Annotated in this window: 21 protein-coding genes; 20 read left to right on the plus strand and 1 reads right to left on the minus strand. The window is 32.8% G+C overall.

Going from position 1 to position 23,490, the window contains the following annotated elements:
* Positions 1 to 153 precede the first annotated feature (153 nt).
* The 7 genes from tmk to yciH all read left to right on the plus strand — a co-directional run bounded on the left by tmk (position 154) and on the right by yciH (position 6,872).
* Positions 154 to 795 carry a dTMP kinase gene (tmk, locus tag J4T76_RS06805; RefSeq protein ID WP_267340028.1) on the plus strand — a complete coding sequence of 214 codons (642 nt, stop codon included), beginning with the start codon at positions 154 to 156 and terminating at the stop codon, positions 793 to 795.
* Positions 792 to 1,778 carry a DNA polymerase III subunit delta' gene (gene holB / locus J4T76_RS06810; protein WP_267345424.1) on the plus strand — a complete coding sequence of 329 codons (987 nt, stop codon included), beginning with the start codon at positions 792 to 794 and terminating at the stop codon, positions 1,776 to 1,778. Before tmk ends, holB begins: the two co-directional genes overlap by 4 nt.
* Before the next feature lie 63 nt (positions 1,779 to 1,841).
* Positions 1,842 to 3,242 (plus strand): MBOAT family O-acyltransferase, encoded by a 1,401-nt coding sequence (locus J4T76_RS06815; RefSeq protein WP_267340025.1) that lies wholly within the window; start codon positions 1,842 to 1,844, stop codon positions 3,240 to 3,242.
* Positions 3,243 to 3,260: 18 nt separating this feature from the next.
* Positions 3,261 to 4,640: an SGNH/GDSL hydrolase family protein gene (locus J4T76_RS06820; RefSeq protein WP_267355530.1), complete on the plus strand. Its 1,380-nt coding sequence runs from the start codon at positions 3,261 to 3,263 to the stop codon at positions 4,638 to 4,640.
* The gene (locus J4T76_RS06825; protein ID WP_267355531.1) at positions 4,633 to 5,805 is read left to right on the plus strand and encodes a GDSL-type esterase/lipase family protein; all 1,173 of its coding nucleotides are present in this window, start codon (positions 4,633 to 4,635) and stop codon (positions 5,803 to 5,805) included. The genes J4T76_RS06820 and J4T76_RS06825 overlap by 8 nt, the downstream gene beginning before the upstream one ends.
* Before the next feature lie 34 nt (positions 5,806 to 5,839).
* The gene (pyrF, locus tag J4T76_RS06830; RefSeq protein ID WP_267340022.1) at positions 5,840 to 6,544 is read left to right on the plus strand and encodes an orotidine-5'-phosphate decarboxylase; all 705 of its coding nucleotides are present in this window, start codon (positions 5,840 to 5,842) and stop codon (positions 6,542 to 6,544) included.
* A 7-nt stretch (positions 6,545 to 6,551) separates the two neighbouring features.
* Positions 6,552 to 6,872, plus strand: coding sequence for a stress response translation initiation inhibitor YciH (yciH, locus tag J4T76_RS06835; RefSeq protein ID WP_267355533.1), 321 nt, complete (start codon positions 6,552 to 6,554; stop codon positions 6,870 to 6,872).
* A 58-nt stretch (positions 6,873 to 6,930) separates the two neighbouring features.
* Here yciH and tmaR read toward each other — a convergent pair whose 3' ends face one another.
* A complete protein-coding gene (gene tmaR, locus J4T76_RS06840; RefSeq protein WP_267340019.1) occupies positions 6,931 to 7,251 on the minus strand; it encodes a PTS system regulator TmaR in 321 nt (106 codons plus the stop codon).
* A 320-nt stretch (positions 7,252 to 7,571) separates the two neighbouring features.
* On the opposite strand from tmaR, the gene accD reads away from it, so the two are divergent.
* The 13 genes from accD (at position 7,572) to bamA (ending at position 23,462) form a co-directional block, all read left to right on the plus strand.
* Positions 7,572 to 8,462, plus strand: a complete 891-nt coding sequence (gene accD / locus J4T76_RS06845) for an acetyl-CoA carboxylase, carboxyltransferase subunit beta (RefSeq protein ID WP_267355535.1) — start codon at positions 7,572 to 7,574, stop codon at positions 8,460 to 8,462.
* Between the two features lie 6 nt (positions 8,463 to 8,468).
* Entirely contained in the window at positions 8,469 to 9,740 is a 1,272-nt protein-coding gene (gene folC, locus J4T76_RS06850; protein WP_267355537.1) for a bifunctional tetrahydrofolate synthase/dihydrofolate synthase, read from the plus strand.
* Positions 9,741 to 9,752: 12 nt separating this feature from the next.
* Entirely contained in the window at positions 9,753 to 10,337 is a 585-nt protein-coding gene (locus J4T76_RS06855; RefSeq protein WP_267345420.1) for an SPOR domain-containing protein, read from the plus strand.
* A gap of 126 nt (positions 10,338 to 10,463) precedes the next feature.
* Positions 10,464 to 10,949, plus strand: a complete 486-nt coding sequence (locus J4T76_RS06860) for a CvpA family protein (RefSeq protein WP_267354561.1) — start codon at positions 10,464 to 10,466, stop codon at positions 10,947 to 10,949.
* 18 nt (positions 10,950 to 10,967) lie between these two features.
* The gene (purF, locus tag J4T76_RS06865) at positions 10,968 to 12,485 is read left to right on the plus strand and encodes an amidophosphoribosyltransferase (RefSeq protein WP_267345418.1); all 1,518 of its coding nucleotides are present in this window, start codon (positions 10,968 to 10,970) and stop codon (positions 12,483 to 12,485) included.
* A gap of 470 nt (positions 12,486 to 12,955) precedes the next feature.
* Positions 12,956 to 15,652, plus strand: coding sequence for an inverse autotransporter beta domain-containing protein (locus J4T76_RS06870; RefSeq protein WP_267340013.1), 2,697 nt, complete (start codon positions 12,956 to 12,958; stop codon positions 15,650 to 15,652).
* A gap of 144 nt (positions 15,653 to 15,796) precedes the next feature.
* A complete protein-coding gene (locus tag J4T76_RS06875) occupies positions 15,797 to 16,828 on the plus strand; it encodes a hypothetical protein (RefSeq protein ID WP_267340012.1) in 1,032 nt (343 codons plus the stop codon).
* Positions 16,829 to 17,127: 299 nt separating this feature from the next.
* Positions 17,128 to 17,334, plus strand: a complete 207-nt coding sequence (locus J4T76_RS06880; protein WP_267340011.1) for a YheU family protein — start codon at positions 17,128 to 17,130, stop codon at positions 17,332 to 17,334.
* Positions 17,335 to 17,420: 86 nt separating this feature from the next.
* Positions 17,421 to 18,053, plus strand: coding sequence for a cAMP-activated global transcriptional regulator CRP (gene crp, locus J4T76_RS06885; RefSeq protein WP_025316411.1), 633 nt, complete (start codon positions 17,421 to 17,423; stop codon positions 18,051 to 18,053).
* A 61-nt stretch (positions 18,054 to 18,114) separates the two neighbouring features.
* Complete coding sequence (locus J4T76_RS06890; RefSeq protein WP_267340009.1) at positions 18,115 to 18,846, plus strand: isoprenyl transferase; 732 nt, start codon at positions 18,115 to 18,117, stop codon at positions 18,844 to 18,846.
* Positions 18,840 to 19,679, plus strand: coding sequence for a phosphatidate cytidylyltransferase (locus J4T76_RS06895; protein ID WP_267340008.1), 840 nt, complete (start codon positions 18,840 to 18,842; stop codon positions 19,677 to 19,679). Before J4T76_RS06890 ends, J4T76_RS06895 begins: the two co-directional genes overlap by 7 nt.
* Before the next feature lie 14 nt (positions 19,680 to 19,693).
* Complete coding sequence (gene rseP / locus J4T76_RS06900; protein ID WP_267340007.1) at positions 19,694 to 21,013, plus strand: RIP metalloprotease RseP; 1,320 nt, start codon at positions 19,694 to 19,696, stop codon at positions 21,011 to 21,013.
* Between the two features lie 25 nt (positions 21,014 to 21,038).
* A complete protein-coding gene (gene bamA, locus J4T76_RS06905; RefSeq protein ID WP_267340006.1) occupies positions 21,039 to 23,462 on the plus strand; it encodes an outer membrane protein assembly factor BamA in 2,424 nt (807 codons plus the stop codon).
* The last annotated feature ends 28 nt before the right edge of the window (positions 23,463 to 23,490 follow it).

The raw sequence follows: 23,490 nt of genomic DNA on the forward strand, positions 1-23,490 counted from the left end.
TCAAAAAGCCGAAATAGTTACAAAATTTATTTCAAAACATGAAAATTGAAGGGAATAGTTAGTGGCTAAACTAAACTAAAATAATAATCAAAAATAGCGTACAATAGCTCGATATTAAACATATGATCATCATAAATAGTTTAGGAATTTAGTATGACAGGCAAATTTATTGTCATTGAAGGTCTTGAAGGTGCGGGTAAAACGACTGCAATCAATACCGTTGCTCGTATTTTAACTCAATATCATATTTGCGATTTACAATTTACTCGTGAGCCTGGTGGTACACCAATTGCTGAAGCATTACGCAAGCTTATTAAAAATGGTTTAGATGATGAACCTTTGACCGATAAAGCGGAATTGCTAATGTTATATGCTGCTCGTATTCAATTGATTGATAATGTAATCAAGCCGTCACTGAATGCGGGGAAATGGGTTATTGGTGATAGGCATGATTTATCAACTCAAGCTTATCAAGGTGGTGGTCGTCAGTTAGATAAAATTTTTATTACCACATTGAAAGAGCAAGTTTTAGGTAACTTTAAACCTGATCTAACTTTATATTTAGATATTGAACCACAAATTGGCTTAATGCGAGCTAGGGCAAGAGGAGAACTTGATCGTATTGAACAGCAATCCCTCCCCTTTTTTGAGCGAATCCGTCAACGTTATTTAGAACTGGCAAATCAAGATGAAACCATTTTTATCGTTGATGCATCTAAATCAATCGATCAAGTAACAAGGCAAATTGAACTTATCTTAACAAAATGGTTAACAAAACAGGTTGCTAATGTATGATTTTAAATGATTATCCTTGGCTTATATCTCCTTATCAACAATTTGCTGAAGGAATTATACATAAAAGAACTCATCATGCGTTATTGATTAACTATGTGCAAGGAAGTGGTGAAGATGACTTCATTATGATGGTGGCCAATCGTTTATTGTGTTTGTCTGCACAGAATTTAGAACCCTGTTTAAATTGTCATAGTTGTAAGTTGTTTATGTCTCATCATCATCCAGATTTTTACATCATAACTCATGAACAAGGTAAGCAATCTATTGGTATTGATCAAATACGAAATATTACTACTAAAGTGTACGAAAAATCACAACAAGGCGGCAATAAAGTCATTTGGATTAAGCATGCAGCTTTAATGACGGAAGCCGCAGCTAATGCATTACTCAAAACATTAGAAGAGCCATCAGAAAATACCTATTTTATTTTAAGTGATGAGCATAATAGCCATCTATTACCAACAATTCATAGTCGTTGTTTTTCTTATTTTTTATCCGTTCCTAAATTGGAACAATCCATTGAATGGTTAAAAAAGAAACATAGTCAGCAAAGTAGCAATAATGAGCTTGCCTCTGCACTGTTATTGAGCGAAAATGCGCCACTAGCAGCACTTGCTTTATTAAAACCAGAAAAGTGGCAGCAAAGAAAAGCATTTTGTGACCATTTATTACGCGTTGTATCCCATAATGATTATTGGCAACTGGCAAAAACATTCGATAATGAAGAATTTATCGAATGTATCATTTGGTTTTGCGCTTTATTAAGCGATGCATTAAAAGCGAAACAAAAAGCTGGTCGTTTTATTGTTAATCGTGATCAGGTGCCATTAGTAAGATTATTAGCAACTAAAAGTAATGAAAAAATTTCTGCACTCTATGAATTATGGTTGCAGGCTAGACGTTTATTATTGTCTGTAACAGGCCTGAATAAAGAGTTAATTATTTATAATGTGTTAGCTCAGTCTGAGATGATTAGTGATTAAGACGTTAATATATTTTTGAAAGAACTTTTCAGGTTCGATATATGTTTTATAAAAAGGAATGCAGTGAGTTATTTATCTATTGAATTTGGATTAATCTTTATCGTTTTTTTTGCATTATATTGGCGGTATCGTTTTTTTCCTAGATTACAAAATAAATTACTTTTAGTCTCAAGCTATCTTATTGTGGCGAGTTTTAGCTTGCAGTTTGCACTCATTCTTTTTATTTATACCTGTGTAATTTATTTTTTCTCAATTAGGATTGCTGCATCAGATCAAAATGACAATAGGTGGTTAATATGGGCATTATGCCTATCAATAGCGAATTTGTCGCTGTTTAAATATTTTGACTTCTTCCGGTACGAATTGCAGGCTTTATTTAATTTCTTTCATTTACCGATAGCGCTACCGGTTGTAACAGTACTTATTCCTATTGGCATTTCATTTTATACTCTTCATTCAGTTAGCTATATCGTTTCAGTAAAAAAAAGTGAATTACCTGTAGCCAAATTTTGGGATTTTGCACTTTTTTTATCTTTTTTTCCGAGTGTAATTGCTGGTCCAGTTAATCGTGCTAAAGACTTTCTACCTCAAATAACCACTCGCCATCCTCGCAAGATTTTACATCCTTTTAGAGCATTTACTTTAATTATTTTATCTGTAATTAAAGTTTATTGTTTGGGTGGAATTATAAGTGAAAACTGGGTTACACCAATTTTTGCAAATCCTTTAGAATTTAGTGTTATTGATTTGTTAGTTGGGCTTTATGGTTATGCAATTCAAATTTATTTAAATTTTTCAGGCTATACTGATTTAGTTACCGGTATGGCTTTTTTATTAGGTTTCCGTTTACCAAATAATTTTAACTTTCCTTATTTAGCCTGTAATTTACGGGAATTTTGGAGTCGCTGGCATATTAGTTTATCGCATTGGATTCGTGATTATATTTACATTCCTCTTGGCGGCAATCGCAAAGGATTTATTCGTACACAAGTTAACGTGATGTTAGCTATGTTGTTATCGGGTTTATGGCATGGGGCTGGAATTAATTTTATTATTTGGGGAGCATGTCACGGAGTTGGTATCATGGTGCTTAATATTTGTGATCGTTATTTTGGCCGTGGCTGGATAACTGAGCGCTCACCTACATTAGCCAGGTTTCTAACTTGGCATTACGTGTGTTTTGCCTGGTTATTTTTTAATTGTGAAAGCTTACCTGATGCATTGGATTATTTAACTGCATTAACACACAACTTTTTAATTGAACCAAAATATACGGTAATTTTTTTAAATATCTGTGTAGTATTTTTTATTTATCCGATTTTAAAAAATATTCCAGATTGGTTTACTTTACTGATAAGTAAAATAAATCAACATTATTTACCTATCATTTTTATATCAGTATTGTGGTTGACTATATATATTGCACCTTCAGGTGTGCCAAACTTTATCTATGCTAACTTTTGATTATGATGATAACTTATTATGGACTATAAAAAATCGTTTTCGAAAAATAAGAAAAAAATCTATTTAAATCTGAAATGGCAATGCCCTAATGCATTGAATAAAGGCGTTTTCAAGCGTTCAAGAAAATTTGTCAAAAATAATGTTATTTCCGAAATTGTTAGAAGTAATTTATCCGCTCGGTATATTTGTTTGATTCTACTTTTGACAGCGCTTGTATTGATGTCAATTTATTACAAATCAATACTAATTTATTGGCAACAAACTTATCATTCACACCTATTGGATTCCAATACGCTTACTCAAGATACCTCCTCTGAAGAGTTCGAAAAAGAAACAGCTAAAGAAATTACCACATCTCAAGATGACTTAGTCTCTTCTAAAAAAATGATTTCTGATCAATCTGATGAATCTGATGAATCTACTAAGTCGGTAGAGACTATTGAAGAAACTCTATCAGAATCAAAAGAAAATAAACTTGAAACAAAAGAAGATATTCTAAAATTATTTATGGAGGAACAATCAATAGGAGATGAATTACCTAAATTAGAAATTATCGAGCCAGACAGTAAGTTAGAAAATAAACAAGAAACAATTAGCAATATTGTAGATAATGTTAATGAGAAAGTTCAACAACCATCTACAGAGGTTACAACAATTCAAACACAAGTTGCGCCGATAGCTCAAAATGACATACCAAAGGTTTTGTTTGAGGATGTATCATTAGTTGATCAGCCAACACCAATTGTATTGACTCAAAATGATAAAGTTTTTTTTGCTGGTGATTCTTTAATGCAAGGTGTTGCACCCTATGTTAAAAAAATGTTATTCAAACAATATAAAATTGAAAGTATTGATTTAAGCAAACGCAGCACTGGACTTAGTTATCCTAAAGCTTTCGATTGGCCAAAAGCGATTGATGATAAATTATCTGAAGATCCTTCAATTAAATTACTTGTCGTTTTTTTAGGTGCTAATGATCCGTGGGATTTTCCTGTCAAAGGCTATGCAACAAATGCAAGATTTAAGTCTAAACTATGGGAAAAACAGTACCGTTTACGTATTGTCAGTATTTTAGATCATGTACAAAAACATCGTGTACAAGTCCTTTGGCTTGCACCTCCTTGTATGCGTAAGCAAAAACTAAATGATGGTATGGTTTATCTTAATAAATTATATCAGTCAGAGCTTAAAAAAACTCAACAACATTTTCTAACAACCAATGAATTACTCGGTTGTTCATACGAAAAATTTAATAGTTTTATTGAAACGAATAAAGAGAAAATCAAAGTAAGGGTTGATGATGGTGTACACTTTACACCTTCAGGTCAAAAAATTCTGGCAAAGGCCATTATGGAAAAAATAATTTTCAAAAAATTAGAGGATATCCATAGTGAATAGGTTTTTAAAGTCTTTTCTGACTGTTATTTTTATGTCTTTTTCGTTTGGATATGGTGTGGCTGAAAGTAAAGCAACTACGGACGCTGGAGTCATTGATTTCGGAGACCCAAATGCTAAACAATTTGCTACTCGATTGAAATCATTGGTGACCAATAAAAGAGTTAATAATGTTGTTAATATAACTCAATTTGGTGATTCTCATACCGCTGCTGATTTTTTTACTGGCGAATTTAGGTCATTGATGCAGGAGAAATATGGTAATGCTGGTATCGGGTGGATAACACCAATTGCGGTAAAAGGTCAAAGCCATGCAGCTGTGACTTGGAAAAGTAAAAACTGGGATGTTTTAAGTAGTAGAACTTTGAGCAATAGAGATTTTCCTATGGGGGGATTTATCGCAAAACCTAACCAAAATTATGCGGTATTACAGATTTTACCTAAAACAGATTATAATACAGATTGGCGAGTTCAGTTAATTTTTAAACCTCTAAAAAATACGTCTAATTTATTTAGGCTTTATGATATTAACAATAATAGAATTAAATTTGATTATGCACCTAAAGCCAATATTTGGCAAAGTGTATCTGTTGTTGCTAAAATGCCAATAAAAATAACTGGACAAAGTACTGTTGAACTTGGAGGTATTTGGTTAACTCGTTATCAGCAACCCGGTGTTATTGTCTCAGCAATTGCCACAAATGGGGCAAGGCAGGCTATTTGGCAAAAATGGAGTCCAAGTTGGTTTAAAGAACTTTCTTTATCAAAAAGTGATTTAATTATACTTGAGTATGGAACCAATGAGAGTTTTGATGAAACCTTAGATCTTAACGCATACCGAAAAAATTTAATTAATAATATACGGCTCATTCGTAAATCATTACCCAATGCCGCTATTTTAATAATGACACCACCTGATACAATGGTTAATCAAAAAGATATACCTAAATCATTTTCGGCAATAATGAATATTCAAAAGCAAGTAGCTAAAACTGAAAAAACCTTATTTTGGGATTGGCAAAAAGCTATGGGAGGCAAATTTGTTATTAAAGAATGGCGTAAACGAGGTTTAGCTCGCCCAGATTTAGTTCATCAAACTTTGAAAGGTTATAAAGAAAGTGCGCGAATTTTTTATAATGATTTAAATGAATTTGTACAAAAGAGATAGATTAAATTTAAGATAAAAAAGGGATAAATGAGTTATGTCATCACCAATTATTGTTGCTATTGATTTTTCTGATGTTAAGTCAGCTTGGAATTTTATTGATCGGGTTGAGCCGAAAGATTGTCGTTTAAAAATTGGTAAGGAATTATTTACTCATGCTGGTCCTGAATTCATAAAACAGGTTATGAATAAAGGCTTCGAAATATTTTTAGATCTTAAATTTCATGATATTCCAAATACCGTGGCTAAGGCAGTATCAGCGGCGGCTGATTTAGGTGTTTGGATGACTAATGTTCATGCTAGCGGCGGTGCTCGTATGATGGAGGCGGCAAAAGATGTTCTCTATCCTTATGGTAAAGATGCACCACTTTTAATCGCTGTAACAGTATTAACAAGTATGGAAGCAGCAGATCTTAAAGATATTGGTATTAATGTTTCACCTTTAGAACAAGCGACCAAATTAGCGATGCTGGCTAAAAATTGTGGACTTGATGGTGTTGTTTGCTCAGCGAAAGAAGTACAAAGCTTTAGAACTAGACTTGGTAGTGATTTTAAATTGGTCACACCAGGTATTCGTCCTATAGGCTCAGGTCCTGATGATCAGCGTCGAATCATGACACCACAACGCGCTCAAGCGGCTGGTTCCGATTATTTAGTCATTGGCAGACCAATTACTAAAGCAGAAGATCCCGCTAAAACATTACAAGCTATTTTATCTACCCTTGATTTAAGTAAGAGTTAATTAAATTATGTCTGTTAACCCTCTTGTTTATTCGACCGATCAAGGGCGAATTAAACCAATTGAACAAAAATCATCTCATCCTAAAGGTGATGGTATCATACGTATTCAGCGCCAAACATCGGGTCGTAAAGGAAAGGGTGTGTGTGTTCTTTCTGGTTTTGATTTAGATAATGTTCAATTGTTTAAATTAGCTGGAGAACTAAAAAAACGTTGTGGATGTGGCGGTTCTGTTAAAGATAGAACAATTGAGATTCAGGGCGACAAACGAGATCTGTTAAAGTCATTGCTAGAAAATAAAGGCTTCAAAGTGAAATTAGCCGGCGGATAATTTCACTGATAAAACATAACTCCCATGGATCAAATTATGGGAGTTATATATTCAAACCTTAATTTGAACGATAAGTGCGCATTTTTTTACTGATATCGCGACGTTCTTTAGAAATTTCAGCATTTTTAATAATATAATCATCAACTCGATCATCATAATCGCTTTTCATATTCGCAATAATCGCTTGAAGTTCTTCATACGACATATTTGGTTTAATATATTCACTTAGATTTTCAAGTAAGAGTACACGTTTTTGGTTATCGCGAATTTTTTTCTCATTATCTGAAATTTCACGTTTTAATTTATTTAAACGACGTGATAGGCGAATGTATTCTAATACATCTTGAAATGATGGTGCACTTGTTTTTTCCTTGTCCATCTAAAACCCCTTGATTTTAAAAAATTGAAAAATAAACTTCAGCTAATTATATACTAATAATTTTTTAAGATCATATTAATTATATTTTTAAACACCATCAAATTTTGTTGGAAAATTTAATAATTAATCGCTTTTTTATGAATTGTTTATCGGCATTTTTCATTATTGTAGAAATTTGTAACTAATCTTATACTCAAACGTATGCATTTCCTCAAAGATTTTTACAAAAAAGAGAAAAATTAAAACAACTATTAAGAATTATTACAAAATATTATACAATAGCCTAATATTTCTAAAGAGTATCTATTGAGAGAATAATAATGAGCTGGATTGAGAAAATTCTAAGTAAAAATAATATATCGTCAGATCATAAAAAGGCGAACATTCCTGGTGGTGTTTGGACTAAATGCAGTAATTGTGAGCAAGTCATTTATCAAGCTGAACTGGATCGTAATTTGGAAGTTTGTCCAAAATGTGATCACCACATGCATATTGCGGCAAGGGTAAGATTATACCGATTTTTAGATGAGGGTTCGGATGTTGAGATCGGTGCAGAACTTGCACCAAAAGATATCTTGAAATTTAAAGATACTAAAAAATATAAGGATAGGTTAACCGCTGCTCAAAAAGAAACCCGTGAAAAAGAAGCTATGGTGGTTATGAAAGGGACACTGTTGGGTATTCCGGTTGTTGTCGCTTGTTTTGAATTTGCATTTATCGGAGGCTCAATGTCTTCAGTTGTTGGTGCATTATTCACACGTGCTGCTGAGCAAGCTATTGCCGATAAGTGTCCATTAATTTGTTTTTCAACTAGTGGTGGCGCTCGAATGCAAGAAGCTCTCTACTCATTGATGCAAATGGCAAAAACGAGTGCTATTTTGGCTAAAATGCAAGATGAAAGTTTGCCTTATATTTCAGTTATGACTGACCCTACAATGGGTGGTGTATCGGCAAGTTTAGCTATGCTTGGTGATATTAATATCGCTGAACCAAAAGCATTAATAGGTTTTGCTGGTCCTCGCGTTATTCAACAAACAGTTCGTGAAACCTTACCTGAAGGATTTCAACGTAGTGAGTTTCTGTTAGAGAAAGGCGCCCTTGATATGATTATTCATCGCAAAGATATGCGACCAAAAATTGCTGGTTTAATTGCAAAATTAATGAAACTTCCAGCTCCTTTTTATGATGTCACTAATAATGAAGCAATTTAACTAGTCATGCAAGTTAAAAAACCTAATGCCCAGTCTGATCTATCAGCATGGCTTTGTTATCTAGAACAACTCCATCCTTCGACGATCGAACTTGGTTTGAAGCGTGTCAAAACAGTTGCACAGCGTCTTAATTTATTGCAACCAGCACCATATATATTTACGGTCGCTGGTACTAATGGTAAAGGAACAACTTGTAAAACGCTTGAAATGATGCTACTTGCAGCCAATTTGCATGTAGGTGTTTATAGCTCTCCTCATTTATTACGTTATACAGAACGAGTGCGAATTGATAATCAAGAATCAACAGAGCAACAAACTATAGATGCATTTACACACATTGAAAATGCGCGTGGTGAAATCTCACTTACCTATTTTGAATATGCTACTCTTGCTGCTCTGTATCAATTCAAACAAGCTAAATTAGATGTGGTTATTTTAGAAGTTGGTTTAGGTGGCAGGCTTGATGCAACTAATATTGTCGATGCTGATGTTGCAATTGTGACAACAATAGGCATTGATCATGTTGATTATTTAGGCAGCACACGTGAAAGTATAGGTCGAGAGAAGGCTGGTATCTTTAAGTCTAAAAGTATTGCAATAGTGGGGGAACCCGATATTCCTATCTCAATTTTAGATACAGCTAAGTCAGTCAATTGTCCTATTCACTATATTAATTATGATTGGTCTTATGAGCAAAAGAATAAAGATAAATGGGATTTTTATTCTAGTCGACATCAATATCAATCTTTGCCAATTCCTAACGTCCCTTTAGCTAACGCTGCAACAGCAATTGCAGCTTTAAGTTATTCATCAATACAAATTGAGGAAAGACAGATAAGGGAAGGTTTATTGAATTCGAATCTTGTTGGACGATTTCAGATAATAAATACAGAACCACTTGTCATAATTGATGTCGCTCATAATCCCCATGCAGCTGACTATCTAACAAAACAATTAGCATTATTACATTCAGAAAAAAAACATTTAGGAAAAGTTAGATTTGTTATTGCTATGCTTAAAGATAAAGACATTAAAAGTACATTGTCAACATTGAAAGGAGATGTTTGGTATTGTGCTTCACTTTATGGCGAGCGCGGATGTCGAAGTGAAGTATTAAAACAATATTTAATAGAGGATAATAAGCTTAATGTGTCAACATTTGATAACGTTTTTGATGCTTATCAAATGGCTCTACAAGAGGCTAGAAAAGATGATATCATAGTAGTATGTGGTTCGTTTCATACTGTATCTAATGTTTTAGCTGAATTAGCGGATTAAGTATAATTGATCATGATGAAAAATCAAAAAAATTGTAGCAGTAATCAAAATAGAATAAGGAATCAACTTGTTGGTTTTGCAACATTATTATTAATTTTAGCTGTAATAGCCCCATGGATATTAACAGATAAATCGAATCAACGAACTTTAGCTACCCCAATTTTACAACCAGAAATAGTGAATCAACAAAATCAATTCATAAATTCATCTAATGAATCAAGTGATGAGTTTGATAATATCAATATCAGTAATATGCCTAATACTTCGTATATTTCAGGTGTAGATCAAAATTCAAACCCATTAACATTACATGATATTTCCGAAAATGATGATGAGTCGGACTCCAAAGTTTCAGAACAGGAACCCAAATCATTTATGATTCAACTCACCGCGCTAAAAAATAAACAAAAAATTGAAGAACTCGTTGCATTATTGAGATTAAATAATTATAACGTGAAGGTGATACCTAAAAATCCTGATCAGAATCAATTGATTAAATTACAGGTTGGTCCGTATGCAAAAAAAGAACAAGCAGAACAAATTATTACTAATTTAGATAATTTGACAAAATTGAAAGGTATTATAGTATCTAATTAAGAAAGATTTTTTATAACAAAGTTAAAATTAATTTATAATTTAATAAATTTAAATATAGTATTATTTATTCACAACGATTAGCAGTAATAAAAATATTTTCATAACATAAAATAGTGGATTATTATGATGAATTGGGTAGATATTACAATTATAGGTATTATTGCTTTTTCAGCTTTAGTGAGTATCGTTCGAGGTTTTATTCGGGAGGCTTTATCTCTTGTTAGTTGGATATTAGCTTTTTTTATTGCAGGTCATTTTTATACATATATAACTCAATACTTGACCTATTTCGATAACGATATTGTTCGTATCGCAGTAGCAATTACTATCCTTTTTCTTGCAACATTATTGGTATGCTCTGTCGTCTCTTATGTTATTGGTCAATTAGTTCAAAAAACAGGTTTATCAGGCACTGACCGAGTTTTAGGTATTTGCTTTGGAATATTACGAGGTATTTTAGTTGTTGCAGCATTACTCTTTTTTGTTGATACCTTTACACCATTGTCAAAATCATCTTATTGGATAGAGTCACAGCTTATTCCTCATTTTCATATTATTATTCGTTGGTTTTTTGATTATATCCAAAATTCATCTTCCTTTTTAGTTCAGTAAGCTTGAGGTAGTCATTATATGTGTGGTGTTGTAGGTATTGTAGGGAATAGTACGGTCAACCAATCAATTTATGATGCATTGACTGTTTTGCAACATCGGGGACAAGACGCTGCAGGTATTGTTACAATCGATGATCAAAATCGCTTTCGTATGCGTAAAGCTAATGGTTTAGTTAAAGATGTATTCCAAGAACATCATATGCAGCGTTTACAAGGTAATTTAGGAATTGGTCATATCCGTTATCCTACAGCCGGAAGCTTTAGTCCATCGGAAGCACAACCGTTTTACGTCAATTCACCTTATGGTATCGCTCTTGCTCATAATGGTAATTTAACTAATACCGATAAACTGCGTAATCAAGTTTTTGAATTAGCTAGGCGTCATATCAATACTAATTCTGATTCAGAAGTTTTACTTAACATTTTTGCTAGCGAACTAGATAAATTTCCAACTTACCCACTTAGCTCAGAAAATATTTTTACCGCAATTCATAATGTACATAAGATTATTAAAGGTGCTTATGCTTGTGTAGCAATGATTATTGGACATGGTTTAGTGGCTTTTCGTGATCCTTATGGAATCCGTCCGCTAGTAATCGGTAGGAGAATTCTAGAAAATCAAAAAATTGAATATATGGTTGCTTCAGAAAGCGTGGCATTAGATATCCTTGATTTTGAATTTATGCGTGATGTTAAACCTGGCGAAGCGATTTATATCACTCAAGATGGGCAATTTTATTCACAGCAATGTTCAGATAACCCACAATATTATCCATGTATTTTTGAATATGTTTATTTTGCAAGACCGGATTCATTGATGAATGGAGTATCTGTTTATCAATCTCGCATTTTAATGGGGCAAAAACTAGGGAAAAAAATAGCAAAAGAATGGAAGGATGTTGATATTGATGTTGTTATACCGATTCCAGAAACTTCGTGTGATGCAGCGCTTGAAATTGCAAGAATATTAAATAAACCTTATCGACAAGGATTTGTTAAAAATCGTTATGTTGGACGAACATTTATTATGCCAGGACAAGCTGCGCGTAAACTCTCCGTAAGAAGAAAACTCAATGCAAATCGTATTGAATTTGAGGGAAAAAATGTTCTTTTAGTTGATGATTCAATTGTACGAGGTACTACATCGGAAAAGATTCTTGAAATGGTTCGCTTATGTGGCGCAAAAAAAATTTATTTGGCTTCTGCCGCACCAGAAATAAGGTATCCTAATGTTTACGGTATTGATATGCCTGTTGCAAGCGAACTAATTGCTTATAATCGAACGGTTGATGAAATAGCTAAAGATATAGGTGCTGACAAACTTATTTTTCAAAATCTTTCTGATTTAATTGATTCAATTAAAATTCTAAATCCAAGTATAAAACATTTGGAGTGCTCTGTTTTTAATGGAAAATACATTACTGACGGCATTGATGATACCTATTTGTCTTCATTAAAAATAAATAGAAATAATAAGATAAAGTCAACATCATCCAAAGAATCGGAAAATCTAGAAATTTATAATGAAGAACAATAAAAAATCATCTAAAAAGTTAAAAGACAGATACATTACTGGATAATTTATCTGTCTTTCTTATCTAATCAATTTGTTAAACACTCTTAATCATAACAAAAAAGTCATTTAATATTAATTATTACAATGTTTATTAAATTGAACACTTAGTTTAATAAAATTATATAATCTTTATTTTACTTAACATTATGAAAAATAAAGAAGTTATTTTTATTTACAAAAAATAGTCAAAAAAAATGTAAATTTATTTTGATTAATGACAATTTTGTAATATCATTCACCTCGTATAAAGGTTTTAAAAAAAATTTTAAAATCCTTACATAATAAATATAGAAAGAAAACAAATTTAAAGCATCTTTTTATCAGAATAAATTGTTATTAAAATTTAATGGTAAATGGGCTTTATTTACAAATAAAAAAAAGAACTTGTTACTGTGTAGCAATGTGTCGGTGAAATATAAGGAATAATTAAGATGAGAAATAATCTTAATTTAAAAGTTATCTCTACACTAGTTATTATGGCTTTGGGCTGTCAAACGAGTTGGGCAGTCGATAATACTGTTTCTAAAACAGTAACAGCAGTCGATAGTAATAAAGTGATCGAGTTAAAAAATGGTACAAAGGTTCGTGAGATGGTGAATAACCAACAACGTAGCCTATATCAAATTGCACTTTTAAGCGGTGTCTCTATTTCAGAATTAAGAGAAATAAATGCTGGACGTTATGACAAAAAAGATTTGGTAGAAGTTGGAGAGCGTTTAGTACTCCCTGAGAATTCTCCGATATTGCCAGCAATGAAAAAATCGGATTCTGAAAATCAAGATAAGTATGCTAATTTACCTAAATTAGGTTCAGATGATAATTATGACACTAAAGCTGATAAAGATGCTTTAGCAAGTCAAGTTGCGTCAACCTTACAGACTTTAGCTACTCAAGATTGGAAACAAATCACTTCTTCTGAAAATGGCGGCATATCTGGTCATGTAAAAAATAAAGCAAAAGATTATGCCGAAAATTATGTACGTAATGGTGTAAGAAACCAAGTTATTGATCCACTAAAAGGTGCCGCACAAAATTTTTTGGGACAATTTGGTACTGCTCAATTACAGTTTGATGTAAGTGATACGGGATCATTTAACAATATCAATGCCAAATTGTTTAGTCCATGGTATGACACCGAAGATTTTTTGATCTTTACTCAATTATCATTTCAAGAATATGAGCATAATCGGCGTATCGGTAACTTCGGTATTGGACAACGCTGGGATGTAGCTGATAAAACATGGTTATTAGGATACAACGTATTTTTAGACCACGATTTTCAACGTTCACATAATCGTTTAGGGATTGGTGCTGAAGCTTGGACTGACTATATGAAGTTTGCCGTTAACTACTATCATCCATTATCTGATTGGAAAGATTCTAAAGATTTCGATGATTATTTAGAACGTGCAGCAAGAGGCTTTGATATTCGTTTTCAAGGATACTTACCACAATATCCACACTTAGGTGGTTCGTTGATGTATGAACAATACTATGGTGATAAAGTAGCATTATTTGGTAAAGATAATTTACAGAAGGATCCTAGAGCAGTAACTGCGAGTGTTGATTATACTCCTGTTCCACTATTTACGGTTAAAGCCGAACATAAACGTGGTCAAGATAGTAATAAAGCAACTAAAGCTGAATTGACTATGAATTACCGTATTGGAGTACCTCTCAAAGATCAAATGGATCCTGATATGGTTCAAGTCGCTCGTTCAGTTAAAGGTAGTCGTTATGATCTTGTTGATCGTAACAATTATATAGTTCTTGAATATAAAGAAAAGAAAATGAGTGTCGATTTGGGTCTTGAATCACTCCAGTTATTAGAAGGTGAGACTTATGGCGTTAGCATTGGAGTTCATAATGCTAAAGGTATACGTAACGTTTCATGGTCTGGTGATATGATGGAAATCGATGCCGGCGGTGGTTTCTTTTGTTTTGCAACAGGAACATGTAATTCATCAAATTGGTTAACACCTCGTGCCAATATTAACAATTGGAAAATTGTAGCACCTAGTTATGTTGATTCTGCCGGTCAACGTCGTCCTGTTAGTACTAAAGGTAAATATACTTTAGCGGTAACAGTAACTGATGAAAAAGGTAAATCTGCAACATCTAACTCAATTTCATTTGAAGTATTACCAAATCCAATTATGCGAAAAGTTGGGGTCTGGGTGATAGATGAAAATGGTAATAAGACTTCAATGGCTAAAAGAGCTGCAGATGGTAAAAGTTCAATTACTATTTTAGCAACATTATTTAAACCTAAAGGTGACATCAAAGCAATTACTTCTGAAAACGATATTGAAGGTTTTAGTGATGATGAACTAATGAACAGTATACCTAATAATTTTGCGTCAGTATTAAAGGGTTGGTCAGCTACAAGTAATGGTAAAAAAGTAACTTTAATTGACGGAACGTCGGGTAATGTTGATGTTTGCCCATCACAAGAACCTTGTGTAATTGTAAAAAGTTTTGAAAAAGTTAAGAAGGGTCAAAAAGTATCTTCTAATGCTGCAACGGCTGCTGATATTGAAGTTATAGGTGATAGTTACATTTTAGATGTAGCCTCTAATCTTGCTGGTGCTGTTGATTTTGCAATAACCATTGATAGATTTGGTACTTCTTTCAATAAAGCGACGATTGATTTCATAGGCGGTAAGACTAATACTATTAAAGTTTATCGGGCTGATGGTGTGTTAGTAGCAGAAAACAAAGGCGATTCACTAGAGTTTGATCCAACTGGTATTAAAGAATGGCAAGTAGATAGCGAATATTATGTGAAGGGCTATGGTGTTGATGGTCAAGAACTTCCGGATCCATTTGTTATTTGGTCGCTTGTTGGTTCTAATGAACAAGCCTGCCCTGGTAGTGCGGCAACTTCTGCGTTACCTAGTCATAAGGATAATCCTAATGGTCCATGGTTTAATGTTGCTATGGGAACTGGTGCTCACTACACCATAAGAAGTAAGAAAACATTTAGTTATGCAACAGTAGGTAAAGGTATTGATGTTGTTGCTGGAGCGCCTGCTCATTTGAATTTAGAACCGTCGGTTAGACCTTCACCATTAGCATGTGCAGGCGATCAAGGATTTAAATTGCAAGTAACAATTACAGGTAATTAACTAATCTGTGTGTAAAGTTATAGGAATATAAAGTTTTAGGCTAACGAATAATTTCGGTAGCCTATATTTGGGAACACCAACAAAAGTGTTGTATTAATGTAAATACAACATATTCAATTTAAAAATAAAAATAGGAAGTTAAACATGAAAAATTTAACAATCAAAAAAATTGCATTTGGCTTATTATTAGCAGGTTATGCATCAAGTAGCGCATTTGCAACATTACATGCAACAACTAACGAAGTAATACAAGGTAATGCACCAGTACTTTCTAAAATAAATGGTGATACTGTAGAGCATACTGTTACCGTAACATTCACTACTGATGCTGCTGGTACCACAAGTATTGGAAACAATGACAACGTTAAAGTTGGTGACTATTTGAAGATTTCATATAATGTATTGGATAAAGATGGTGATGCAGATAATGGAAATATCAAAGATACACTTACTGTATATGTAAGAGCTAAAAAAGATGATGGTTCATTTAATGATTGGAAAGCAATAGCAGCTAAAGATCTTAAAGGTCTTTCATTTACAGCTGCGGCAAATGTAAATGGTGTTCAATCAGGTTCTATTATATTTGAAATTGATGATCAATTCGCTGGCGCAGACCAAATTGGTTTTAAATTGCAAGAACGTACTGAATTTGGTTTACCTAACAGCAATAAATGGATAAGCGTATCTGACGTTTGGTCAAGTGCTAATCCAGTAGTTGGTGGTGAGGAGCCAGACTCTTTACCAGATACTTCAGTTGGTCCTGGTGAGCCAACAATAGGTAAAGGTCCAATTGTTAGTTCTACCTTTAAAGTTGGTATCTTTAAATATGATGCAACTGATAAACTAGATACCACAGTTAACTATGCTAAGGCTGGTGCAACTAATCCTAAATATGGCGATAAATTCGGTGCTGTAGTCTGGAATGATGCTGATAAAAACGATAACATTGATTCAGGTGAGTTAGTTAAAACTTCAGCATATACATATCAATGGAAACTTATAGGTGATTATCAATCAACTGCTGCGGTTGATGAAGTATTAGCATCAGACACTACAACCGCTGAAGGCGATACTATTTACTTAGGAAGTAAATCAGCAAATAATAACTCAATATATAACACAAACTACAAAGCAGGTGCTCAAGGTTATAAATTATTTGTTGAAACTAAACAATAAATATAAATTGATATTTTATAAGTAATAATAATTACTTTGAATGCTATTAAAACCACTCGTATGAGTGGTTTTTTATTATTAAAAAATATTTATAAGTTATTTAAATAGAATAAAACCACACATAACATTATATTGAATAATAGAAATTTTATTTTAGTCTTTAAGACAATTAATATAATTTTATAAGATGATTTATTTTCACTATTATTAGTTAAATAAAATTAAAAAATGAAATGATTCTTCTTATTTTTAAATGGATGCTTTAAAATAATAGTAATCCTAAATAATATTAATTTATCATGATTATTCCTTGGCAAAATCTTGACCCACAAACTTTAGATAACATAATTGAACACTTTGTGTTACGGGAAGGTACCGATTATGGTTTGCAAGAAAAATCCCTTCAAGAAAAGGTTACTCAAGTAAAATCTCAATTAATTGATGGAACAGTGGCAATCTTTTGGTCTGAATTACACCAAACAATTGATATTAAACTTGTCAAATAATGGCTAAAATCCTTATCGCTTAGTATATGATTTATTGTCCAACTTTGTTATAGTGTGTAGGTTGTAAATTTAATGGAGAGGAAGGAATGATGATTGGTAAACAGCAAACGGATACAACATTAGAATGGTTTTTATCTCATTGCCATATTCACAAGTATCCAGCTAAAAGTACCCTTATTCATCAAGGTGAAAAAGCAGAAACTCTCTATTATATTGTAAAAGGATCTGTTGCCGTATTGATTAAAGATGATGAAGGTAATGAAATGATATTATCCTATTTAAATCAAAATCAATTTTTAGGTGAATTAGGTCTTTTTGAAGAAGGAACAGAGCGAAGCGCTTGGGTTAAAGCCAAAACAAGTTGTGAAGTTGCTGAAATCTCATACAAGAAATTTAAGCAACTTGTTCAGGTCAATCCCGATATTTTAATGAAACTTGCCAGCCAAATGGCTAGTCGATTACAAGTGACATCCGAAAAGGTCAGTAATTTAGCTTTCCTTGATGTTGCTGGTCGTATTGCACAAACCTTATTAAATCTAGCCAAACAGCCTGATGCCATGACTCATCCTGATGGTATGCAAATTAAAATTACTCGTCAGGAAATAGGTCAGATTGTTGGATGTTCTCGTGAGACGGTAGGTCGAATTTTAAAAATGCTTGAAGATCAACATTTAATTTCAGCTCATGGTAAAACTATTGTTGTTTACGGAACACGCTAAGTGATTAAACAAATACTTGATAACAAGTTGATAAAATGATTTATATTATACGGTATATTTCATGATTCAAGAAAGATACATTCCTAAGCATATCGCGATCATTATGGATGGAAATGGTCGCTGGGCACAGCAACGAAAACAATTACGTGCAGTTGGACATAGAGCCGGTTTGAAAGCCGTACGTAAAATTGTTACCTATGCTTCAACTCTTGGCATAAAAGTTTTAACGTTGTATGCTTTTAGTAGTGAAAATTGGAAACGCCCACCGAATGAAGTTTCTGCTTTAGTTTCTTTATTTATTTATGCTTTGAATCGTGAAGTGAAAAGTTTACATAAAAATAATATTCGATTAAATATTATCGGTAATATTTCTCAATTTAATGATGATCTACAAAATAAGATTATCAATGCTGAACAATTAACGAAAAATAATTCGGGACTGGTTTTAAATATTGCTGCTAATTATGGTGGTCGTTGGGATATTTTAGAGTCAACTAAAAAAATGGTTAAACAAGTCTTAGATGGTAAAATAACTTTAGATGATATTACTGAGGAACGATTGGATTCGGAAATAAGTATGCATGAGTTTCCTGAAGTTGATTTAGTTATTCGTACCGGTGGAGAATATAGGATCAGTAATTTTTTATTGTGGCAGATCGCTTATTCTGAACTTTACTTTACTGATGTTTTATGGCCAGACTTCGATCAAACGTTATTTGACAAAGCCATTAATGTCTTTAATACCAGAGAGCGACGTTTTGGCGGTATACCTATAGAGGAGCATCCATGTTAATTCAACGATTACTTGCTGCAATCGTGCTAATTCCACTTGTAATTCTTCTGCTTTTTTTTGCACAACTATCGATATTCGCTTGTATTATGATTGCTGTTGGTGGTCTAGCTGCATGGGAGTGGTCCCAGTTTTTACATATTACTAATAAGCATTTAAAATTAATGTTTACTTTTTTTATCGTAGTTATAGTAGCTTTGTTATATTTTATGCCAATCTCTTTTGAGATTAAATCCAGACTGTATAATATTATATTATCACTTTCAATTATTTGGTGGTTAGTTGCATTATACTTAGTCATAAGTTATCCCAAAACCATACACTATTGGTCAAATGTTGCTGTAAAATTAATCTTTGCTTTTTTTACATTGGTTCCTTTCTTTCTTAGCATGATAGAGTTAAGATCGATTAATTATAATTCAAATTGTTATACAGGGGCAATCTTGCTGTTATATGTATTTGTGTTAGTATGGGCAACAGATACTGGAGCTTACTTTGCCGGTCGAATGTTTGGTAAACGAAAATTAGCACCAAAAGTTTCTCCGGGTAAAACTGTAGAAGGTTTTATTGGTGGTGTTAGTGTCGCACTTATAATTAGTTTAATTGTTTATTATTCTAATCTGTTCAATATAAAATTTAATGTTTTTTTTATCAGTTCTTTATTTGCTATTTTAGTCTCAGTATTAGGTGATTTAACTGAAAGTATGTTTAAACGCGAAGCAGGCATTAAAGATAGTGGTTATTTAATACCTGGGCATGGCGGTATTTTAGATAGAATTGACAGTTTAACAGCTGCAGTTCCAATTTTTACAGCGCTATCTTTATACTTATCATAGAGAGGTAATTTGTTTTGCTTTGGGCATTGCTGCTATTTATCATTACTATGAGTATTTTAGTCACTGTACATGAATTTGGGCATTTTTTTATTGCTCGTTTATGTGGGGTTTATGTTGAGCGCTTTTCAATTGGTTTTGGAAAAAAAATGTGGTCATATAAATTTTCAAGTGGAACTGAATTGGTAATTGCTATGATTCCACTTGGTGGTTATGTTAGAATGCTCAATGAAAAAGCACAACACACTTCAATTCATGATGAAAAATTTGCTTTTAATAGAAAAAAAACATGGCAAAAAATGGCAATCATATTTGCAGGACCTTTTGCAAATTTTGTTTTAGCTGCGATAATTTATTGGGTTATTTTTTTAAACGGAGTGATGGTTTATCCTGTAAAAGTAAAAGATACAATTGCCAATACTCCAGCTTCTAAATTGTATATTCCTTATGGAGCAGAGCTAAAAACTATTAATAATATTAATATCAATAGTTGGAACGATGTAAATTTAGCATTGATATCTGTATTAGGTAAAAATAGTGTATCTTTATCTTATATTGATACAGATAATAATGGTAATTTGATAGAAGTTATAAAGAACGTTGATATTAGTCATTGGAATTTCGATATTGAAAAAGAATCGTCCATTACGTCATTTGGTTTTCTTCCTAAAACATTGGAAATTTATCCAATTGTGAGTAAAATTGTACCAAAATCTGCTGCAGAAAAAGCGGGATTACAAGTTGGTGATGAAATAATCAGTTATAATGATCATCTTTATACAAATTGGAATGATTTTTCTTCTGAAATAAAAAAAGCAAATGCAATGGTATTAAAGGTTAAACGGGGTAATAATGAAATTTATCTTGATTTAATACCAAAAGTTCAGAAGAATGGAGAAGGTATTGCGGGTTTATATCCTTCCTCAGAAGTAGTAGTTAAGCAATATGGTTTTTTAGAAGGATTGGGTAAAAGTTTTGAACAAACAGTATTGACAACAAAACTAACTGTAGGTTCACTTTATCAATTAATGACAGGTGTTATTGGTCTTAAACATTTATCAGGGCCAATAACAATAGCAAAAAGCGCAGAGCAAACAGCAAGTTATGGTTTCACACCTTACTTATATTTTCTTGCATTTATTAGTATAAGTTTGGGAGTTATCAATCTTGTCCCATTACCAATATTAGATGGTGGGCAGCTTGTCTTTTTATTGCTTGAAAAGATAAAAGGGAAAGCCTTATCAGATCAAACCCAAGAAAGATTATTTCGCATAGGGTTTTTTTTATTAATAGTAATAATGGGAATTGCACTATTTAACGATTTTTTACGATTGTGATGGGATGAGGTTATAAACATTTACAATGAAAATAAATAAATTACTTATAGCATCTTTGCTGTTCAGTAGTACAGCAATATATAGTTCCAACGCATTTTGTGTTGATGATTTTATAGTAAAAGATATTAAATTCGAAGGGTTACAGAGAGTTACCCAAGGCGCTGCATTGCTTGAAATGCCAGTTCAAGTTGGTGATTATGTTAATGAAGCTGACTTAGGTCGTATTATCAAATCCCTTTATGCTAGTGGTAATTTTGATAATATCAGTGTTTCCCGAGATGGTAATAAATTGATTGTTCATGTTCAAGAGCGTCCAATTATTGCGAGTATTACTTTTTCTGGTAATAAATCAGTTAAAGATGATATGTTAAAAAAGAATTTAGATAGCTCTGGAATTCGGGAAGGCGAAGCATTAGATCGTACAATGCTTTCGGCTATTGAAAAAGGTTTAGAAGATTTTTATTACAGCGTGGGTAAATATAATGCAAAAGTTAAAGCTGTAGTTACCCCATTATCTCGTAATCGAGCTGATTTAAAATTGGTTATTGCTGAAGGTAAATCAGCACTAATTGATCAAATCAATATTGTAGGTGCTAAAGCATTTTCTTCAGAAGAACTCATCTCACGTTTTTCTTTACGTGATGAAGTTCCATGGTGGAACATGCTTGGTGACCGAAAATATCAAAAACAAAAATTAGCTAGTGATTTAGATGAATTACAAAGTTTCTATCTAAATCGTGGTTATGCTCGATTTAATATTGATTCCACACAAGTAAGTTTAACACCAGATAAAAAAGGTATTTACGTAACTATTAACATCCATGAGGGCGAGCAATACAAGTTATCAGGCATTGATTTCAAAGGAAAATTTGCTGGGCATAAAGATGTTATTGCCAAAATAGCTAATGAGCGTGTATCGGTTGGCGACTTATATAATGGTAAAAAAATAACAGATATTGAAGATAATGTTAAACGACTACTTGCTAATTTCGGTTATGCTTACCCTAAAGTCATTATTGAGCCAGAAATGGATGATTCCAAGCATACTGTAAAGCTAATTGTTATGGTTGATGTCGGACAACGTTACTATGTTCGTAATATTAAAATTGTTGGTAATACCGTAACAAGTGAAAGTGTTATCCGCCGTGAGCTTCGTCAAATGGAAGGTGCATGGTTAAGTAACGGGTTAGTTGAGTTAGGTAAAGAACGCTTAAGTCGATTAGGTTTTTTTGATACTGTTGAAGCGAATACTGAACGAGTACCAGGAATAGATGATCAAGTTGATATCATCTATAAAGTTGCAGAGCGTAATACAGGTAGTATTAAATTTGGTGTGGGTATTGGTTCTGATAGTGGAGTTAGTTTTAATGCAGGTATATCTCAAGATAACTGGTTAGGTACAGGTAACAGCGTATCGTTTGATATTAATACAACTGATACTGATAAAACAGCCTCTATTTCAATTGTTGATCCATATTTTACTGTAGATGGAGTAAGCTTAGGTGGTAGTGTTTACTATAATACTTATAAAGCAGATGACGATGATGAAGAGTCAGAATACTCAAGCAAAACATGGGGGGCATCAGCAAATTTAGGATTTCCGATTAGTGAAAATAATTTCGTTCGCTTTGGAACAGAATATGCCAATCATAAATTGTCTGACATGAAAGCTCAATATGGAATGTGGCGTTACTTTGACTCTATGGGTAAAAATATGAAGAATAGACGTTCTATTTCTTTCGATACTAATGATTTATTGCTAAATGCTTATTGGACATATAATTCATTAGATCGAGGATTTTTTCCAACTGATGGTTTAAAAGTGACAGCCAATGCAAAAATAACAGCGCCTGTATTCGATAATCGATTCTATAAACTAGTTACTGATGCTTCCTATTATTATCCATTTGATTCTGAACATCATTGGGTTTTCTTAACTCGAGGGAGATTGGGTTATGGTAATGGTTTTGGTGGTAAAGAATTGCCTTTCTATGAGAACTTCTATGCTGGCGGTTCAACTGTATTGCGTGGTTTTAAAGCCAATACTGTTGGCCCTAAAGCGGTTTACTTTAATAATGAAGATGGTTGTAGTGATTTAGATAATACAAGTAAATGTAAAAGATCAAAGGATGCGGTTGGCGGTAATGCCTTAGCATTTGCCAGTACAGAGTTAATTGTTCCTACTCCATTTGCTGGAGAAAAATATAAAGATAGCATTCGTACCTCAATATTTTTTGACGCAGGTACCGTATGGGATACTGAGTGGAATTTTAAGAACAATGATATTCCAGATTATAGTTCACCTTCTGATATAAGAATGTCAGCAGGATTAGCTATTCAATGGATGTCACCATTAGGTCCATTAGTCTTTTCTTATGCTCAACCTCTTAAGAAATATAATGGTGATTCAGCACAACAATTCCAATTTAATATCGGTTCGACATGGTAACTCCATGTCAAAATTAATAAATAGACAT

Source organism: Gilliamella sp. B3022 (genome assembly GCF_028751545.1).
Classification (GTDB): domain Bacteria; phylum Pseudomonadota; class Gammaproteobacteria; order Enterobacterales; family Orbaceae; genus Gilliamella.

Coding starts and splice junctions, on each gene's coding strand:
- tmk (WP_267340028.1), top strand. CDS start 154: ATGACAGGCAAATTTATTGTCATTGAAGGTCTTGAAGGTGCGGGTAAA.
- holB (WP_267345424.1), top strand. CDS start 792: ATGATTTTAAATGATTATCCTTGGCTTATATCTCCTTATCAACAATTT.
- J4T76_RS06820 (WP_267355530.1), top strand. CDS start 3,261: ATGGACTATAAAAAATCGTTTTCGAAAAATAAGAAAAAAATCTATTTA.
- pyrF (WP_267340022.1), top strand. CDS start 5,840: ATGTCATCACCAATTATTGTTGCTATTGATTTTTCTGATGTTAAGTCA.
- yciH (WP_267355533.1), top strand. CDS start 6,552: ATGTCTGTTAACCCTCTTGTTTATTCGACCGATCAAGGGCGAATTAAA.
- tmaR (WP_267340019.1), bottom strand. CDS start 7,251: ATGGACAAGGAAAAAACAAGTGCACCATCATTTCAAGATGTATTAGAA.
- accD (WP_267355535.1), top strand. CDS start 7,572: ATGAGCTGGATTGAGAAAATTCTAAGTAAAAATAATATATCGTCAGAT.
- folC (WP_267355537.1), top strand. CDS start 8,469: ATGCAAGTTAAAAAACCTAATGCCCAGTCTGATCTATCAGCATGGCTT.
- J4T76_RS06855 (WP_267345420.1), top strand. CDS start 9,753: ATGATGAAAAATCAAAAAAATTGTAGCAGTAATCAAAATAGAATAAGG.
- J4T76_RS06860 (WP_267354561.1), top strand. CDS start 10,464: ATGAATTGGGTAGATATTACAATTATAGGTATTATTGCTTTTTCAGCT.
- purF (WP_267345418.1), top strand. CDS start 10,968: ATGTGTGGTGTTGTAGGTATTGTAGGGAATAGTACGGTCAACCAATCA.
- J4T76_RS06870 (WP_267340013.1), top strand. CDS start 12,956: ATGAGAAATAATCTTAATTTAAAAGTTATCTCTACACTAGTTATTATG.
- J4T76_RS06875 (WP_267340012.1), top strand. CDS start 15,797: ATGAAAAATTTAACAATCAAAAAAATTGCATTTGGCTTATTATTAGCA.
- J4T76_RS06880 (WP_267340011.1), top strand. CDS start 17,128: ATGATTATTCCTTGGCAAAATCTTGACCCACAAACTTTAGATAACATA.
- crp (WP_025316411.1), top strand. CDS start 17,421: ATGATGATTGGTAAACAGCAAACGGATACAACATTAGAATGGTTTTTA.
- J4T76_RS06890 (WP_267340009.1), top strand. CDS start 18,115: ATGATTCAAGAAAGATACATTCCTAAGCATATCGCGATCATTATGGAT.
- J4T76_RS06895 (WP_267340008.1), top strand. CDS start 18,840: ATGTTAATTCAACGATTACTTGCTGCAATCGTGCTAATTCCACTTGTA.
- bamA (WP_267340006.1), top strand. CDS start 21,039: ATGAAAATAAATAAATTACTTATAGCATCTTTGCTGTTCAGTAGTACA.